This window comes from Desulfoplanes formicivorans, from assembly GCF_001748225.1.
GTDB classification, from domain to species: Bacteria; Desulfobacterota; Desulfovibrionia; order Desulfovibrionales; family Desulfomicrobiaceae; genus Desulfoplanes; species Desulfoplanes formicivorans.
Map to the genome: position 1 here is coordinate 547,071 of NZ_BDFE01000015.1, position 17,425 is coordinate 564,495.

14 protein-coding genes and 1 riboswitch are annotated in these 17,425 nt (G+C 55.6%); of the genes, 5 read left to right on the forward strand and 9 right to left on the reverse strand.

What is annotated here, in order from left to right:
• Positions 1-28 precede the first annotated feature (28 nt).
• On the forward strand, positions 29-1,372 hold the full coding sequence (locus DPF_RS07265; RefSeq protein ID WP_069858477.1) for a tetratricopeptide repeat protein: 1,344 nt from the start codon (positions 29-31) through the stop codon (positions 1,370-1,372).
• A 127-nt stretch (positions 1,373-1,499) separates the two neighbouring features.
• Here DPF_RS07265 and DPF_RS07270 read toward each other — a convergent pair whose 3' ends face one another.
• The 3 genes from DPF_RS07270 to deoC form a co-directional block, all read right to left on the reverse strand.
• Positions 1,500-1,817, reverse strand: coding sequence for a cupin domain-containing protein (locus DPF_RS07270; RefSeq protein WP_069858479.1), 318 nt, complete (start codon positions 1,815-1,817; stop codon positions 1,500-1,502).
• Positions 1,818-1,908: 91 nt separating this feature from the next.
• Complete coding sequence (locus DPF_RS07275) at positions 1,909-2,625, reverse strand: ATP-binding protein (RefSeq protein ID WP_069858820.1); 717 nt, start codon at positions 2,623-2,625, stop codon at positions 1,909-1,911.
• Positions 2,626-2,729: 104 nt separating this feature from the next.
• On the reverse strand, positions 2,730-3,449 hold the full coding sequence (gene deoC / locus DPF_RS07280; protein WP_069858481.1) for a deoxyribose-phosphate aldolase: 720 nt from the start codon (positions 3,447-3,449) through the stop codon (positions 2,730-2,732).
• Between the two features lie 252 nt (positions 3,450-3,701).
• Here deoC and DPF_RS07285 point away from each other — a divergent pair, with 252 nt between their 5' ends.
• Positions 3,702-4,343, forward strand: coding sequence for a hypothetical protein (locus DPF_RS07285; RefSeq protein WP_069858483.1), 642 nt, complete (start codon positions 3,702-3,704; stop codon positions 4,341-4,343).
• Positions 4,344-4,498: 155 nt separating this feature from the next.
• Here the strand turns inward: DPF_RS07285 and DPF_RS07290 are convergent, their stop codons facing one another.
• A complete protein-coding gene (locus DPF_RS07290) occupies positions 4,499-5,872 on the reverse strand; it encodes a 4Fe-4S binding protein (protein ID WP_231702148.1) in 1,374 nt (457 codons plus the stop codon).
• Positions 5,873-5,914: 42 nt separating this feature from the next.
• On the opposite strand from DPF_RS07290, the gene DPF_RS07295 reads away from it, so the two are divergent.
• Positions 5,915-6,604 (forward strand): Crp/Fnr family transcriptional regulator, encoded by a 690-nt coding sequence (locus tag DPF_RS07295; RefSeq protein ID WP_069858484.1) that lies wholly within the window; start codon positions 5,915-5,917, stop codon positions 6,602-6,604.
• 527 nt (positions 6,605-7,131) lie between these two features.
• Positions 7,132-7,887 (forward strand): DUF4197 domain-containing protein, encoded by a 756-nt coding sequence (locus DPF_RS07305; protein WP_083254537.1) that lies wholly within the window; start codon positions 7,132-7,134, stop codon positions 7,885-7,887.
• A 215-nt stretch (positions 7,888-8,102) separates the two neighbouring features.
• On the opposite strand, the gene DPF_RS07310 is transcribed toward DPF_RS07305, so the two are convergent.
• Positions 8,103-9,911, reverse strand: coding sequence for an SLC13 family permease (locus tag DPF_RS07310; protein ID WP_069858488.1), 1,809 nt, complete (start codon positions 9,909-9,911; stop codon positions 8,103-8,105).
• Positions 9,912-9,990: 79 nt separating this feature from the next.
• Positions 9,991-10,608 carry a universal stress protein gene (locus DPF_RS07315; protein ID WP_083254538.1) on the reverse strand — a complete coding sequence of 206 codons (618 nt, stop codon included), beginning with the start codon at positions 10,606-10,608 and terminating at the stop codon, positions 9,991-9,993.
• 435 nt (positions 10,609-11,043) lie between these two features.
• Between DPF_RS07315 and DPF_RS07320 the strand changes: the two genes are divergently transcribed.
• On the forward strand, positions 11,044-13,107 hold the full coding sequence (locus tag DPF_RS07320) for a S16 family serine protease (RefSeq protein WP_069858828.1): 2,064 nt from the start codon (positions 11,044-11,046) through the stop codon (positions 13,105-13,107).
• A 90-nt stretch (positions 13,108-13,197) separates the two neighbouring features.
• Here the strand turns inward: DPF_RS07320 and DPF_RS07325 are convergent, their stop codons facing one another.
• The 3 genes from DPF_RS07325 to ribB form a co-directional block, all read right to left on the reverse strand.
• On the reverse strand, positions 13,198-14,559 hold the full coding sequence (locus DPF_RS07325) for a sigma-54-dependent transcriptional regulator (protein ID WP_069858490.1): 1,362 nt from the start codon (positions 14,557-14,559) through the stop codon (positions 13,198-13,200).
• Positions 14,531-16,015 carry a sensor histidine kinase gene (locus DPF_RS07330; protein WP_069858492.1) on the reverse strand — a complete coding sequence of 495 codons (1,485 nt, stop codon included), beginning with the start codon at positions 16,013-16,015 and terminating at the stop codon, positions 14,531-14,533. The genes DPF_RS07325 and DPF_RS07330 overlap by 29 nt, the downstream gene beginning before the upstream one ends.
• Positions 16,016-16,278: 263 nt before the next feature.
• On the reverse strand, positions 16,279-16,932 hold the full coding sequence (gene ribB / locus DPF_RS07335; RefSeq protein WP_069858494.1) for a 3,4-dihydroxy-2-butanone-4-phosphate synthase: 654 nt from the start codon (positions 16,930-16,932) through the stop codon (positions 16,279-16,281).
• A 110-nt stretch (positions 16,933-17,042) separates the two neighbouring features.
• Positions 17,043-17,190, reverse strand: a riboswitch (FMN riboswitch).
• Positions 17,191-17,425 lie beyond the last annotated feature (235 nt).

The window sequence follows — 17,425 nt, forward strand, 5'->3', positions numbered from 1 at the left end:
TTAACACAAGAATAAGAAGGAGTTGTATTTGTTGGGTAAGCGGGAAGTTCTGGATCAAACCATTCGCAGTTTTGTGGACCAGGCCGGTGGGTTTCTTCTTGTCAGCGGTGATACGACGTTTGTGCGTATTTTCAAAGGATTGATTAAGACCCTGGGCATGCCCAAGGACTGCATGTACTGCGAGACGCGTGCAACACATTATGTCCGCCGTATGCATACCATGCTCAAGCGCTTTCACAAGCTTGTCCTGCTGGTGGAGGCTTCCATGGGCGAAGTAAACAACACGATGTATTTCCGGCAAATCAAGGAGGCTTTGGGGGAGAAGGTTTGGATAATCTGTCTGAGTTCGGAACTGAATCGTGATGTTCTTTGCCTGTTTCACGAGATGGGCGCCGACAACATCATTATCAAGCCTGTTTCTGTCAATTCCATTATCAAGAAAATCGTCTATACCATCAAACCCAACAACCTGAGGGAATTGGTCGACAAGGCAGCAGAGGCTATTGCCAAAGGTGATACGGATGCGGCCCAATCACACATTGACCGCATTTTTGAGGTCAATCCCGAAAGCTCCATTGCCAATATCCTTTTGGGCGACATGGCCCGCAAGGCCAAGCGGTATGATGAGGCGGAAGCCAGGTATAAACAGGCTGCAAGCAAGGCCAGGATGTACCTTGAGCCCCTTGAGCGGCTGGCTGACCTGTATGCTGAAATCAATGATCGTGAGGCACGCATCGCAGTCCTTGAAAGACTGGACAGGTTGTCGCCCCTGAATCACCAGCGCAAGATTCTCATTGGGGACATCTGTGCGGACCTAGGAGATGCTGTGCGCGCCCGGAAGCATTTTGATGCAGCCGTGGCGGTTGTTCGAAGGCATGCACGGGACCAGATTGTCGCGACCCTCATGAACGTGGGGCAGAAGGTTATGGCCATTGATCCCGAGCTGGGTATCGGGTACATGAATGAGGCCATGACCTTGAAATCGGATGATTTTTCCATTCAGGATATGTGGATGTTTAATGAAATCGGCCGGCATCTTCGCAAACAGGGGAAATGGAAGCAGGCGATCAACTATTATGTAAAAGCTTTGAAGGTCGATCCGGACAATGCCGGCTTGTTCTACAACCTGGCCATGGCCTATCTGCAGGGCAAAATGTATTTCAAGGCCCTTGAGCATGCCACCATGGCCTTGGACAAGAATCCTGATCTTCTGAACGTCGATATCAGCGTACCCTTCAACCTTGCCCGTATTTATTTTCATGTCAGGCAGATGGCCGAATCAGACAAGTATGTTCGCATGGTTTTGGACAGGGACCCGACCCACCAGGGTGCCCTCAAGCTGCTGGCCCTTTTGCAGGGCAAGGGTGGTTGACCAGCCAATAGAGAGTCCTGGCTGCAGCTGGTTTATTGATGCCTGACTGATCTTGCCACAAATATGCAAACAGGCCGTTTCCCCTTGGGAAAACGGCCTGTTTGCATATGGTCTTGGTGCAGGGCCATCAGATGGGCGGGGCTATGGTCACGAGAACCCGCATATCGGTGGTTGCCCGAACGCCATGGGGCGTTTTGATGGGACAAACCAGGACGTCGCCGGGCCTGGCCGGAAGGGTTTTGTCATCGGCAGCCAGGAAGACTCCTGTTCCTTCCAGGACAACAATGCTTACTTCGCCGTCAATGTCATGGGAGTGAACCGGAAGGTCCTGGCCAGCCTTGAAGTTGAAATTGAGGATCTTGAAGTTTTCGGAGTCGTGGACCAGCAGGGTCTTGAAGGCTATCTCGTTGAAGCTTCCCTCCTCGAACAAATTGATCATTTTCATGGGTTCCTCCCGATGGTTGAAGGATAAAGCCGCACCCTTTGGCCGGATGCGGTGGGTGGTCACAAGGTGCCAGGCGGTTCCGGCTGCGCGTTTACAAAGGCTGTACTTCCCTGCCCGACGTGGACAGGGTGACGATGGAGACGGGGATGTCGGCCCTGGTTTTTTCCAGGGCTGCCTGGATCAGGCCCGGCAGGCCTCCGCAACAGGGGACTTCCATGCGCAGGACCGTGATGGAGCGGGGCGGATTGTTCCTGAAGATTTCGATGAATTTGTCAAGATACAGGGATGTGTCGTCGAATTTGGGACATCCCATCATAACCACTTTCCCCTGGAGATAGTCGGCATGAAAGGTGGGACTGGCAAGGGCGGCGCAGTCTGCAGTCACGAGCAGGTCAGCGTCCTTGAGAAAGGGTGCCTGTGCAGGAACCAGCCGGATCTGCACCGGCCAGTGGGACAGGGCCGAGCCTCCTGCCGAGCTCCCGGGACTGTCAGCGGGACAGGGCTGCAAGGTCTGCATCCGGGCCGAGGGACATTGGGACGGTGTTTTTGCCTGAGGTGTTGCCTTGGCAGCCAGGAATCGTTCCACTGCCTCGGGATCGAATGCGTCCGCTGGCCGTTCCACAATGCTCAGGGCTCCCCGGGGGCAATGTCCCAGACAGGCTCCCAGGCCGTCACACAGGTTGTCGGCAACCACTTTGGCCTTGCCGTTTATGATTTGAATGGAACCTTCGGCGCAGTTGGGTACGCATTGTCCGCAACCATCGCACAGTTCTTCATCGATTTCTATGATTTTTCGGATTGTTTGCATGAGGCACTCCCTGGAATCGGTGTTGATGTTGTGATGCCGGTATAGGGTGTTTGCCGGGAGGAAGCCTTGATGCAAGTCAAAAACAGCAGATGTAAACCGGTTTTTCAAGGGGTGTGTTGTGCCTGCATCCTTTGATGCAATTCCCGGACAATGGCCACCCCGCTGCTCGTACCCAGTCGAACGGCCCCTGCCTGCAGCATGGACAAGGCGTCATCAAGGATTCTGATCCCGCCGGACGCCTTGACCCCCAGACCGTTTGGAGCAACCAGCTCATGGAGCAATCGGACATCTTCAATTGTTGCGCCAAACGCGCCAAATCCCGTGGAGGTCTTGACCATGTCCGCCCCTCCGGCCACGCACAGGTCACAGGCAATCCGTTTTTCCTCGTCCGTGAGCAGACAGGTTTCAATGATCACTTTGAGCAGGGCCTGCTCCTGGTGGCAGAATCCGGCAATGGTTGCAATATCCTCTTGAACCACCTTGTATTCTCTGCTTTTGAGGGCCCCGAGGTGGATGACCATGTCGATTTCTCGTGCGCCGTTTTCAAGGGCCTTTTGGGTCTCCATAGCCTTGCCGTACGGAGTCTGCGCCCCCAGAGGGAATCCGATCACCGAGATCACCCGGACAGACGAGCCCTGCAATGCCCGGGATGCCAGGGTGACATAACACGGGTTTATGCACAAGCCAATGAACCGGTAGGCCATGGACTGTTCACACGCATGAAGGATGTCCGCATGGGTGGCATCCGGTCGCAACAGGGTGTGGTCCATGTGCTGCGCAAGCTCCAAGGGCGTTGGTTCGAAAACCTTGTCGTGTACATGCATTGTTCTGTCTCCTGGTCGATTGGAAGGCCCGGAACGGGTGATTGCCGACCGTCCATATGATGCAGCGTCTTTGTGGATGGTTTGGGGGGTCCCGGAAAAGTCAGCAAGCAGTGTTCAGGTGTCTGGAAGAGCCGGAAAAAATATATTCTGGTGAAAAAAGATCAAGAAAGACAAGGCCTTTTTTTTGGCATACTTTTTCTATGGGGAGGATGGTGAAAGCATTTTCCATCTCAAACCCGAAAGGAGGATTGTATGCAAAAATGTCTGTTGCAATTGGTGGTGGCAAGTTGCGTGTTGTTTTTGTGTTCGACGGTTCATGCGTCCATTGTTGTTCCTTATGATTCCTATTGGACACTTGATGATTCCGGTGAGGCAACCTTTTGCCTGAAGGCGGAATACGCCAGCTATGCGCCGATCAATACCTTTGGAATCTATCAGTTGGGAACTTCGGAAGGTCATCCTCTGTTTTATGAAATTTTTTCGGGAGAGCAAGGACCGGGAGCCAAGGCAACCTTGACAGGGGACATGCTGGCAAGTGCAGGGTTCTCATTAACAAATGCGTTTGGTTTTTATCTGGATTCCAGTGCAGGAGAAAATGGCGGCATTTTCCTGAGCGATCCCATGGCAGGCCATGACAACAACGGCATGGATTACATGAAGACTTCCTGGAAACATGGCAAGTACTATCTCTATTGGGAAGACATGATGATGGGAGACCCGCAGCATAACTACGGGCCTCAGGAAAGGGGAAAGCATGGCAAGAAGATGGAGCCCGATTACAATGATATGATCGTCAAGGTGTCGGGGATGAGCCCCACTCCGGTGCCGGGTGCCCTTTTCCTTTTGGCAGGCGGACTTCCTTTTGTGCTGTTCCGGAAAGGCAAAAAGTCCTGATGTTGTTGTCCCGGTAATGATTCCGGACTGAATGCAGACAAAAGTGGGATGAAAAGGGTTGCATGATATGAACTCATGTAACCCTTTTTTGTATGATTGCTGGAGGTCTGGGGCGGGCAGGAGCTGTTGGGAAGCGTATGAGGATGTTTGGTGTTTCATATCCTGGCCACGCCGAGGAAAAGGGTGTGCAGGGTGGTCACCACGATCATGAAGAGTTGTCTGGCCCTTGCCGGTCTCATGAGGGGGGCTGAAAAAGTCAGCGCCCCGTGTGGGCATGCGCTCGCACAGTCCCCGCACAGGGTGCAGGTGGTGTGCGGTTTGCCCTGGCTGAGGGCGCTCAGGTCCAGGGCATTGTACCTACATGCTCGAAAACATGTTGTGCAGCGTGTGCAGGAGCTGGCAATGCGCATTCTCCAGGGTGCCAGTTTGCCCAGATAATTGCCAAGAATGCCAATGGGACAAAAGGTGGTGCAGTGGACCATGGTCCCCATCCTGCGGGAAACAAGGATCATGATCCCGATGCCGATCAGGCCGAACATGCCGGCTAGCATGGCGGCGTCAGGAGCGGGAACCTGCATGAAGCGGAGCAACAGGGCGGTCAGGACAACCAGCACCAGGATGGACCAGCGCAGGATTCGCGTCCACCCGGGCAGAGGGTGGGGTCGGTTGTGTTGGGCCATGCAATGGTCCCAGGCCCCGATGTAGCACAAGTGACTGCACCAGGCAGGACCCACCATGAGCAGGGTTGATCCGAACAGGATGGGCATGAACCATCCCTCGCCCCGAAACAGGGGCCCTGCAAGGATGAGGGCCGGAACCGGCAGGTGGAGTTTGCCCGTCATCAGAAAACTTTCCATGCCGAGAAGACCAAGGAAAAGCTGGGCAAAAAATATCACGGAAAAGAGCAGCCAGACAACTCGTCGGGTTGAGGCCTGGGTTTTGGGTTCGAGCAGCCGACCGCAAACCCAGACGGCGTACAGGGCCAGAGCGAAAATTTCCAGGGGACCGAGTCCCGGGATGAACCTGTCGGCCAGCAGCAAGGGGATGGCCGACAGATGCCGGATGCCGAGCAAAAGACCGGCCGTTAGGATGAAAACAGCGGCCCGGGCCGTGTCGTGGGGGGGCTGCCGGACAAAGAAGCGGCGGCCCGGTCCCATGGCCAGGCCGAGCAACCCCAGCAGGGTAACACTCATGACCGCAGTCATGATGACTGCCAGACGTACCCAGGGAAGATCCGCTGCCATGCGGAAATGCAGCAGAAAGATACCTGTCCGGGACCAGATGAACAGTCCCCAGACCAGTACCGGCAGGGCTGCCAGACGAACCCATTGTCGTCTGGTCCCCATGAGGGTGGCGAAAAGGACAAGGGAGACGGCCATGCCGGCTTCCCCCCAACGGAGGGTATGGGCGGCCAGAAGAACGATGCTTGTGATTGTCAGAAGGATGGTCGGCATGACGGCACGGGGATACAGGATGGATGAAGCAAAAACTTTCTGGTGTGACAGACTGTTTCTACGCGCTGGTATCATGCGAACCCTTGACCTGAGTCAATCCCTGCGGTGAAAGGGGGCATGCATACTGAAACTATCATTGATTTTCTCACGCGAGTGGATCTTTTTGGCGGGTTGCAGGAAGAGTATCTGGCCTTTCTGGCCGAGATTGCCAGGGAGATGCACGTGACCAAGGGACAGTCCATCTTCTGGGCCGGTGATGCGGGTACCGGGTTTTATCTGGTCAAGACGGGCAGGGTGAAAATTTTCAGGACATCCTTTTCAGGCAAAGAACACATCCTGCACGTGTTTGGATCCGGAGAGGCCTTTGGCGAAGTGGCGGTGTTTGCCGGGGACAGGTTTCCCGCTTCGGCCGTGACGTTGGAACCTTCCCGGTTGCTTTTTTTCCCAAGGGATGCGTTCCGCAAGCTTCTGGCCAGGGAACCGGATCTCGCCTTGCAGATGCTGGCCCTGCTTTCCAGACGATTGCGATCCTTTGTGAACAAGGTCGAAGAGCTGAGTCTCAAGGAGGTTCCTGCGCGATTGGCCAGTCATTTTCTCTTGCTGGCAGCTGCGGGCCAAACCGATACCTTTACCCTTGATCTGTCCAAAACCGAGCTCTCCAAATATTTGGGAACCATTCCCGAAACCCTTTCACGAACACTCAGGAAGATGGAGTCCCAGGGGCTTGTAAGGGGCAATGGCGCCTGCATACGCATTCTTGATCGTCCGGGCCTTGAGGAGGTGGCCGAAGGATTGGTCCGGCTGTAGGGCAAACCAAAAAGGGAGAATCAAAACCAGACACTGTCTGTGTCCATTTTGATCCTCCCGATGGCTGAAGAAGAGAGAGTTACTGTCGGAGGGGATTGCAAGAAAGCGGGTTACCGCTTGGATCCATGGGGAAGGTGTCGGAGGAATGCGAGGACAGAGCGGACGTTTGGTCCATGGGCGTGCTTGCTGGCATGCCGGGCATTGTTGATGCTCCACGTTCCTGCGCTGCAGGTGTTGCAGCCGTAAGTTGCGAGGTGGTTATAGTGACGTTCCATTGCCTGGGCGATGGCGCTGACAAAAAGCACAAGACCTCCCTTGTGATAAGTGGTTGAGATGGAAAGCCCAAGACGTGGCGTCTTGGGGACAGAACACTCTTATACGTCTTCTTTGGGGGAATGCAATGATTGTGAAAAAAAAAGCTTAAGCATGTTTTTCGGGTGTCTGGAAGGTCCTGTTGGCAATCAGGAGGACAGTGCTCCTTCCTGAAGGGCCACAACCCGTCTTTCATTTAACAATCGGGGGAAAGTATGAACAAGCTCGTCATGGCTGTTCTGGCCGGTATGCTCTGCCTGGGCGTGTCTGCGCCCATCCTGGCGGGATGGACCGATACGGTTGGCAATGTTGCAGATTCTCTCAAGGGATCGGTCTCGGCTGCTCCGCGAGGAGCCTCTGCCACGGACGACGAGGTCGTCATGGGGCTCAAGGAAGCCTTGACCTCGGCGGCCCAGCGATCCGTGGATGCCCTGGGACGCCAGAATGGTTTTCTTGAAAACCCCAAGGTGTTCATCCCTGTTCCCGGCTATCTGTCCATGGTGGCCAAGGGGCTTGAAAGCACGGGACAGGATCAGCTGGTCAAGGATTTTGTGGTCAGCATGAACCGGGCTGCTGAAAAGGCTGTTCCCAAGGCCACTCCTCTTTTTGTGGATGCGGTCAAGGCCATGAGTCTGGAGGATGCCCGGAAGATCCTCAATGGCAAGGACGATGCCGCCACCATGTATTTCAAGGAACATACCGGGGAACAGTTGACCAAGGAATTTTCGCCTCTGGTCAAGGAGGCCACGGACAGTGTCAACGTGACCAAGTATCTCAAGACCATGCAGGACAAGGCCAAGGGAATGGCCGGTCTGGGCGGGATGAGCATGGGCAATATCGACGACTATGTCACGGAAAAGGCCCTGGACGGGTTGTTCGCCGTCATGGCCGAAAACGAGGCTGCCTTGCGCCAGGATCCCATGGGTCAGGGATCAAAACTGCTGCAAAAGGTGTTTGCTTCGGTGAAATGAAACTGACTGGATGCAAAAAGAACAGGAACGGGCGGTCACTGGTGGACCGCCCGTTCCTGTTTTGCTTTGGCCGTGTCCCTTGGGTGTGGCGACGGTGCAGAGGAATGCGGAGGTTGTGAGGTCGATGTGTGCGGGACGTGGCTCCGAAGCGATGCAGGCCGGCCGAGGCATCAAACCGGCGAACCATAGGGAGGATGTTGTTCCCTCTACTAGGGTTAGAGTCCGTAAAAAAAGGCCAGGGCTCCGAGCATGACCACCAGATACAGGGCGGTCATGCCTGTTCCGGCCCGAACATAGTCGATGGTCCTGAACCCTCCGGGACGCATGACCAGGGCGTTGACCTGGTGGGTGGGCAGCACAAAGGTATTGGATGCGGCTACAGCCACGGTCAGGGCGGCAATGCGGGGGTCGGCTCCGGCCCGCAGGGCCATGTTCATGGCCAGGGGCACCAGGAGCACGGTTGCGCCCACATTGGAGGCCACCAGGGTGAAGAACGAGGTCAACAGGGCGATCACCAGCATAAGGAGCATGGGGGTGGGGGTGCCCAGGGCGCCCATGATGGAATCGGCGATAAATTTGGCAGCCCCCGTGTTTTCAAAGGCCATGCCCAGGGGGATGAGTCCGCCAAGAAGGAACACCGTCATCCAGTCCACGGATTGGTAGGCCTCGTCAATGGTCATGACCTTGGTCAGAACCATGCCCAGGGCTCCGGTCAAAAGGGCAATGGAAAGCTGGACATGGAATCCCAGGATCATGACCAGGGAGATGACCAGCCAGGCAACAGCCATTTTGGCCTTTTCCGTACGCAGGATTTCCCCCTTGACGTCTTCGGTAAAGACCATGTCGGGTTTTTCCTTGAGCAGATGGAACATTTTCCACTGTCCGTGCAGAAGCAGGGCGTCTCCGGCCTGGAGAACAATGTCCGTGAGGCCGCTGACAAAGATTTTTTTCCCGCGAAAGATGGCCAGGGGAGAGACCTGGTAATTGCGACGGAATCCATATTCGCCCATGGTGTGCCCCACCAGTTCCGACCGGGGAGTCAGGATTCCCTCCATGATTCCGGCATTGTTCCCGGAGAGGTCTTCTCCAAAGGTGGTCAGATCCGGAAGAAGGTCCCACCCGAGATCCCTGGCCATTGATGCCACGTATTCGCGGGGTCCCACAACGGCGATGTGATCGCCGGCGCGTATTTCTTCCTGCGGGGAGGGCGCGAAGAGTTTCTGTTTGCCCTGGTCCCTGGCAATGGCCACCACCGTGGTGAAATACAGGGGGCGAAGATCCATGTTTTTCAACGATTCCTGGCGGGTAAAATCTTCGGGGATATGGAGTTCAAAAAGGGTTCCGACCCCTTGATAGGTCGCAGCAAGGAGGCCGGACATGGGGCCGTCGGCATCTTCATCCGCCTTGCGGACCGGAAGGATAAACCGGCCAAAGAACATGAAGTAGACAATGGCGGCCACCACCAGACAGATGCCCACCGGGGTTACGCCAAAGAGGCCAAAAGGTTCGTAATGCTTGCCCCCAACGATCATGAGGTCGTTGAGCAGGATAAGGGGGCTGGAACCCACCAGGGTCAGACAGCCTCCGATAATGGCGCAAAAGGCCATGGGCAGCAGAATCCGTCCTACGGGAATGCGGGTCTGGGTGGCGATGCGCTTGGCTGCAGGAAGAAACAGGGCTGCGGCACCAATGTTCTGCATGAAGCCGGAGATGAAAGCCACGGTCCCGGAAATAAGGGCCATGATCCTGTTTTCACTCTTTCCCGAAAATTTGAGGATGACCCGGGCCACGCCATTCATGACCCCGGTTTTGTCCAGTCCGGCACCAATAATGATCACGGCGATGATGGACACCACCGCATTACTGCTCAGGCCGCTGATGGCCTGCTTGGGTGTGACCAGCCCCAAAAGGGGAAGCAGGACCATCATGATGATGCCCACGATGTCCACCCGGACCCATTCAAAAATAAACATCAAAATGGCCAGTACGAGAACGGCCATGACGAGCATGATTTCTGGAGTCATGTGTTACTTTCCTTAAACGCCATAAAGCATCTGTATGATCTGATTGTGTCTGGTTGTGTGATCTGGAAAAATTTCTGCTTCAGCCCACCCGCAGGGACACCCTGCTGTACACGGGGATGGAATGGGCTTTGCCGGTCAGGGCGGGCACATCGTCCATGACGTATCGATACCCGGGATCCTTGGCGTACAGGGAATCCAGGACGCTTTCTTCCTGGCCGTGCAGGACAAGATGGGAAAATCTGAGACCCAGTTCCTGGGCCTTGCGGGCAAAGTCGGCGGCATTGGCCGAGGCCTGTTTGCAAAACTGATCAAAATCACTGCCCTTTTCATCGAGACTCAAGGCCACGATATCGCTTTGGGTCCTTGATGCCATACTGGCGGCATAGTGCATCATTTCTTCTGAAAAGGTCGTGCTTTTGCACACGACAAGGATTTTTGAACCTGTGCGGGCTGTGTTGTTTTCGGACGCGGTGCGGGTGGCAGTGGGGGCGGTGTTTGCTGAACGGGCCGCATACTCACCCGTGTCTTTTTTGAATTTGGCAAAAAATACTTTCATCTGTTCTCCCCAGGTGTTGTGTGCTTGGGCAATGGATTTGTTGATCGTCCACGTGCCCATGTCGCACGTGTTGCAATTGGTTTTGGCCAGATTGCGGTAATGTCGTTCCATACCTTGTCTGATCCCTGTCATGAGTGCCATGAGCCCTCCTGGTTTGGGTGTGGGAGGTTGGATGGGGCGTGCACCAACGGCTCCCTCCTGCTTGTTCTTTTTTGAACATACCCGGGTAAACCAAGGATTGTGCCAAATTCTTTTTCTCTTTAACCATTTGAAAATAAAAGATAATTTTTATTGTGCAATCAGGGAACACAAGGGCTGTTGCGACATGCAACGGTTTTTGCGTTGAGAAGGCATGGCTAAGCTGTCGAAAAACAAGAGAATATAAAAAAGTCTGGGATCGGAGGAACATGTTGCGTTTTGCATCGGTGCAACAGTGGGCAGAAGAAAAAAAGCATGCAAGACCATGCAAAAAACGGTAGGTGGTTACGGGTTTTTTGTGAAATCGACCACGCGGGGAGCTGCTGTTTCCTGATGGGTTGCAACACCACCAACCTCTTTGCCAACGGCAGGTGCTTCATGTTTTTCAAGAAAAAGACACCGTCCACTGAACAATCCGAGGCTTGTGAATCTGCGTCTGCGGAACAGCCGGCTCCCGAGATGCCCGGGTATCTGCAGGAATTGCGGGATCGCATCACAGCCCAGGATCTTCCGGCCATGGTCAGGGAAACCGCCCAGCTGGAATGGGAGCGTTTAACCGGTATGGACCGGTCTGCACCGGAGTCCGGCATAAGCATCAATTACCTCGAGTTCCTGCTTTCGCTGCCCTGGAAGGCGGTCACCCGGGACAACCTGGATCTCAACCGTGCGGCAACCATTCTCAAATCCCGACATCTTGGCCTGGATGCCATCCATGAACGGATTCTGGAATTTCTGGCCGTGAAAACATTGATCGGCAGGCAGCGTCCAACCATCCTTGTGGTGGATGATGAAGAGATCGCCCGGACCAATCTGGCCTATGTGCTTGAAAAGGACGGATATGACGTTTCCATGGCACAAAACGGACTTGAGGCCGTATATTATATGGATAAGCAGCCTGCGGACATCGTGATCACGGATCTGAAGATGGAGCGCATGGACGGCATTCAGTTGCTGGGAACGATCCGGAAACAATGGCCGGATACCAGTGTGATCATGATTACCGGGTATGCCACGGTGGATACGGCGGTTACGGCCCTGCAAAAGGGCGCGGATCATTACTTGAGCAAGCCGGTCAATCTGACCAAGCTCCGGGAACAGGTGCGCACCTTGATGGAGGCCAGGGAACGGGCCTCGCATCTGCATGGTCCGGTACTCTGTTTTACCGGCCCTCCGGGTACGGGCAAGACATCCATCGGACGGGCCATTGCCGAGGCGCTGGAACGCAAATTTGTCCGCTTTTCCCTGGCCGGTCTCAAGGATGAAGCCGAACTGCGAGGTCATCGCAGGACCTATGTGGGGGCCATGGCCGGGCGGATTCTTCTGGAAATCCAGAAGGTCGGAGTGCGCAATCCCGTGATCATGCTCGATGAAATGGACAAGACCATCCAGGATTTCAGGGGAGATGCCGTCTCTGTTTTTCTGGAAGTTCTGGACCCGGAACAGAATGCATCCTTTGTTGACCATTATCTGGATATCCCCTTTGATCTTTCCCAGGTGATGTTCATTGCCACGGCCAACATGGCGGAAAATCTGCCCGCACCTCTGCTTGACCGCATGGAGGTGATCGAATTTTCCAGCTATACGTACAGGGAAAAAGAGGCCATTGCCCGCCAGTTTCTTGTCCCTGCCCAGCTCAAGCGTCACGGCTTGACCACGCAGGATGTCCGGCTGACCGATGAAGGGGTGCGTTCCCTGATCAGGGGATATACCCGTGAAGCCGGACTTCGCGGGCTGGAACGCAAGATCGCGGATGTGTGTCGCAAGATCGCCCGACAGCGTGTGGACCGTCAGGAAGCCGATTCAAACGTTCCGGTTGTGCTTGATGAAGAGCGTATCATTGCCTTGCTGGGGGCGCCTTTGTTCACCCAGACCCGCGCTCTTTCGGCCCCCCGCGTCGGCATGGCCACGGGCCTTGTATGGACCGCCACCGGTGGAGAAATCATTTTTGTGGAAGTGGCCAGGATGAAGGGAAGCAAACAGCTTTTGCTGACAGGTTCCCTGGGAGATGTGCTCAGGGAATCAGCCCAGGCGGCCCTCAGCTATCTTCGCAGCAACGCGGCCATGTACCATATTGATCCGGGATTTTTCGATGTTTCGGATATCCATATCCATCTGCCGTCCGGAGGGGTGAGCAAGGATGGGCCGTCGGCAGGAGTAACCATTTTCGTGGCCCTGCTTTCCCTGTTGACGGGCCGGGCCGTGCGCCAGGATGTGGCCGTGAGCGGTGAATTGACACTCCTTGGGGATGTCCTGCCCGTGGGAGGTATCCGGGAAAAGGTGCTGGCTGCGTCCCAGGCCGGGATCAGACAGCTTGTTTTTCCGCGGAAAAACAAGGCGGAAATCGAGGCCCTGGATGCCGATGTGGTGCAGGATCTGGAGATTGTGCTGGCTGACGAGGTGGGCGAGTTTGCCAAGGTGGCTCTGGTGCAGGAGGGGAGCTAGCCGGGGAATTGCAGGGGGCGTGGGCCCCATGGATCTGACGCCCGTTTTCACGTGCATGGCCATGGTGGAAACGGGCGTTGTGCATGGTGGTTACACGCATTCCTTTTCAACGTGCAACCGTTTGAGCTTGCGCCACAAGGAAACCCGGTCGATGCCCAAAATGGCGGCAGCCCGGGTCTTGTTGCCCCCAACAGCGGCAAGAATGTCAGCAATATAGTGGCGCTCCATTTCCTCCAGGGTCATGAGGTGGGATGTTTTCGTGTCCTGGAGGGACGCTGACCGGGTGCGCACTTCCTCGGGCAGGAGGTCCGGAGTGAATGTTTCGCCCGCTCCCAGGGCCAGGGCCCTTTCCACTATATTTTCCAATTCACGGACATTGCCTGGAAAACTGTAGTTTTCCAGGGCCTCCAGGGTGTCCTGGGCGATGCGAGTGATCCTGTGCTGTTTGGTGGCGTGTTTTTCCAGAAAATAATTGAGGAGCAAGGGGAGATCGGCCTTGCGTTCCCGCAGCGGGGGCACGGTCAGGGTGACCACATTGAGACGATAGAAAAGATCCCGGCGAAAGGCCCCCTTGTCCACCAGGGCGGCCAGGTTGCAATTGGTCGCTGCCACCACCTGGATATCCAGGGAAATTTCCCTGGTTCCTCCCACGCGGATGAAGGTCCGCTCCTGAAGGACCCTGAGGAGCTTGACCTGCAAGTGCAGGGGCAGTTCACCCACTTCATCGAAAAAAACCACTCCCTTGTTGGCAACCTCCAGCAGGCCGGGCTGTCCCTTGCCTGCCCCGGTGAAGGCCTCGCGTTCGTGCCCGAAAAGCTCCTTGTCCATGAGTTCTTCGGTAAAGGTTCCGCAATTGATGGCCATGAACCGTTCATCGCAGCGCGGGCTCAGTTTGTGGATGCCCTTGGCCACCAACTCCTTGCCCGTGCCGGTTTCTCCCTGGATGAGCACGTTGCAACCCATCAGGGCCACCTGCCGGATTTTGGTTTTCAACGAGGCCATGGCCGGGCTTTGTCCGATGATGGGCAGGGGGTCCCGGGTGGCCTTCAGGGATTGGCGAAGAACAATGACCTCGGCCGACAAAGCCCTTTTTTCCAGGGCCCGCTCCACATGAACCCGGAGCTCGTCCAGATTGATGGGTTTCTCGATGTAGGTATAGGCTCCCTTGCGCATGGCTTCCACCGCCGTGCTCACGGAAGAATAGCCGGTAATGAGAATCATCTCGGTGGTGGGGCTCAGGGTGCGTACCTGCTCGAGCAGGGCTATGCCCGAGATGCCCGGCATCTTGAGATCCGAGATGACAAGATCATAGTCGTTGTTGCGCAGCAGCTTCAAAGCCTGTTCGCCTGAAGAGGCCACATCCGTGACATGGCCGTCCTTGCCAAGGGCATGGCAGAGATTTTCCCGGGCTATGGCTTCATCGTCAACGATGAGGATGCGTGTGCTGTTCATGGGCGGTATCTTTGGCAGCGCCGGTGCTGTCGGTTTGGGCCATGGGCAGGTTGATGAGAAAGCAGGTGCCCTGACCAGGCGTACTGGTGACGCTTATGGTGCCGTTGTGCTTCTTGATGATGCCGTAGGCAACAGAAAGGCCCAGGCCCGTGCCGTTGCCCACATCCTTGGTGGTATAAAAGGGATCAAAGATGCGGTCCAGATGTTCCGGTGAAACGCCCGAGCCTGTATCGCAGACAGTGATGAGGGCCCGATCGTTCCGGGCTTCGGCCTTGATGGTAATGGTGCCCGTGTCCGGTTCTATGGCCTGAATGGCGTTCATGATCATGTTCAGAAACACCTCGTGCATGCGCTGGCGGTCAAGGAGCAGACGCATGTCCCGGGGGATGTGGTGCACAAGGGAAATGTTTGAGGGGAGTTGACTGGAAATGAGTTTGATGGCCGTTTCCACGGTTTCGTGCAGTCTGGTGGGGGCGATGGAAAATTCCTGATGCCTGGAGAATTCCAGGAGTCCCTTGACAATGTCCCGGGCGCGGTTGGTTTCCTGCTCGATATTGTGGAGCAGTTTGCCTGCAAAGGGATCTGCGTCCTTGGAGTTGGATTCTTCCACAAGGATCTGGCACGATGTGGAGATGTTGTTCAGGGGGTTATTGAGCTGGTGGGCAATGCCCGAGGTCAATGTCCCCAGGGAGGAGAGCTTGCGAGCCTGAACAAGCTGATTCTGTCGGGTTTCCAGTTCCGTGACCATGGAATTGAAGGCCATGATGACCCGCTGGATTTCGTCATGGGTATTGGCAATCTGCAACGGCGTGAATTTTCCCTGCCCAATGGCCCGGGAAGCGTCTTCCACCAGCTTGAGGGGGGCAATGACCTGTTTGGTGACAAAAACAATGAGGACAATGACCAACAGCAGGGCCACAAGGATGGATAAGAGGATGTTGTGCCTGATGGTGGTATTGATGCGCACGATGTCGTTACGTTCAAACCGGGTTATTTCCTTGGACTGGGCCACCAGGTTCTGCCCGCTTTCACGCAGTTGGGCGGCAAAGGCCTCAACCTGATCCTGGGGAATGGTCTGTTCACAGATGGCCTGAAGGAGCGCACCGTATTTTTCCAGCTCGTGCTGCAAACCCGCAATGCGGGTCCCGATATCCCGCTGGGCGTGCAGAGAACCCGACAGGGAATTGAGCAGTTTGAGTCCCTTTTGAATGTAGGTCTGGCTCTCCTTGATGCATGAGGGGTTGCCGTACAGAAAATAGTTTTTTTCCAGCCGTCGGATTTCCAGGATCACGTTACTGAAATCATCCGCTTTTTCCACAAGCATGATCTTGTTTTCCACCTTGACGATATTGGCATAGGAAAGGGCGGCTATTCCTCCGAAGCAGAGGGAAAACAGGATCATGCCGATGATGATTTTCTGGCGGATGTTGAGCTGGATACGGATGTTTTTGAACATGGTCGTGTGGATGACGTGAGTGGGAATCTCGGTATCGGCCGGACTTCACAGGAGAGACAGGCGGGTACGCACGTACCCCAAAGCCGGCAAGGAATCAAACCAGCCTCTGGAATGAGCGGTAGGTGCCAACCCGTGTTTGCAAGGCCTGTGGCGGTGTGTCTGGCAAGCACAAAGGGGCGGTTCAGGGTGAACCGCCCCTTTGTGCTGTTGAGTACAGGTGAGGAGCCCTGTTGGTTTGAAACGGAATATCGAAAGGCAGGCGCCTAGGCAGCCCCTTCCTGGACGGTTTGGCGGTATGTGACAATATCTTCCACCGTAAGGACCGGCAGGCCGTGGTTGTTGGCAATGGCCACGATTTCCGGAAGCCGGGCCATGGTTCCGTCGGGGTTGGTCACTTCGCACAGGACACCATAGGGTTTGAGACCGGCCAGCCGCATGAGGTCAACCGTGGCCTCGGTGTGACCGCGACGTTCCAGAACACCGCCCGGGCAGGCCTTGAGGGGGAAGACATGGCCGGGGGAGTGGATGGATTCCCTGGTGGCGTCGTCGGCAATGGCCGCCTGGATGGTGGTGATCCGGTCGGCTGCGGACACGCCGGTGGTCACTCCCTGGGCCGCTTCAATGGATACGGTAAACGCGGTGTTGTAGGCGCTTTCGTTCTTGTCCACCATCATGGGCAGGTTCAACCGGCGGATTTTTTCTTCGGGCATGCACAGGCAGACAATGCCGCTGCATTCCCGGATGAGCATGGCCATCTGGGGCTGGGTCAGGGATTCGGCCGCAAAAATGAGATCGCCTTCGTTTTCGCGGTCCTCGTCGTCCGTGACAAGCACGCCTTGCCCGGACCGAAGGGCTTCAAGGGCCGCTTGCACACGTTGAATGGGGGAACCAAACTGGTCGAGAAGGGACTGATTCATGGTAGGTCTCCTTGGATGTATGGGGTACCAGAATCAGGGCGAAAGAAAAGACAGGAGCCGCAAGGGCATCAAGAAGAGACGCCGCGAAAAACCGTGGCGCGTTGAAGCTGTCTCATCCTCTTTCATCCGGACTGTCACCGTCGGCCCCGGCCTCTCACCGGGTCTGCTGACCTTCCTGCCGTCAGGAAGCGCTCGCGGGCTCCCCGGAAAAACCGGGATACCGCCGGTGGGGAATTGCACCCCGCCCTGAGAATAAGTGACATGGTGCTACGCCGGGTGGGAGACAGTTGTCAATGGGGAAAGGATTGTTGCCTGGTACAGGATAGACACGACACACTACAGGATATGACGGTGTGTAAAGACGTGTCTTGGGGCAGCTTATGAACCGGTAAGCTGGTAGACAGACAATTTATTGATGGCTTTGAATCCGGCGGGTCTGTTTTCCAACAGGTAGGGCGGGCAGAGCCTGCTGCGCAAAAGAATGCCGGGAACT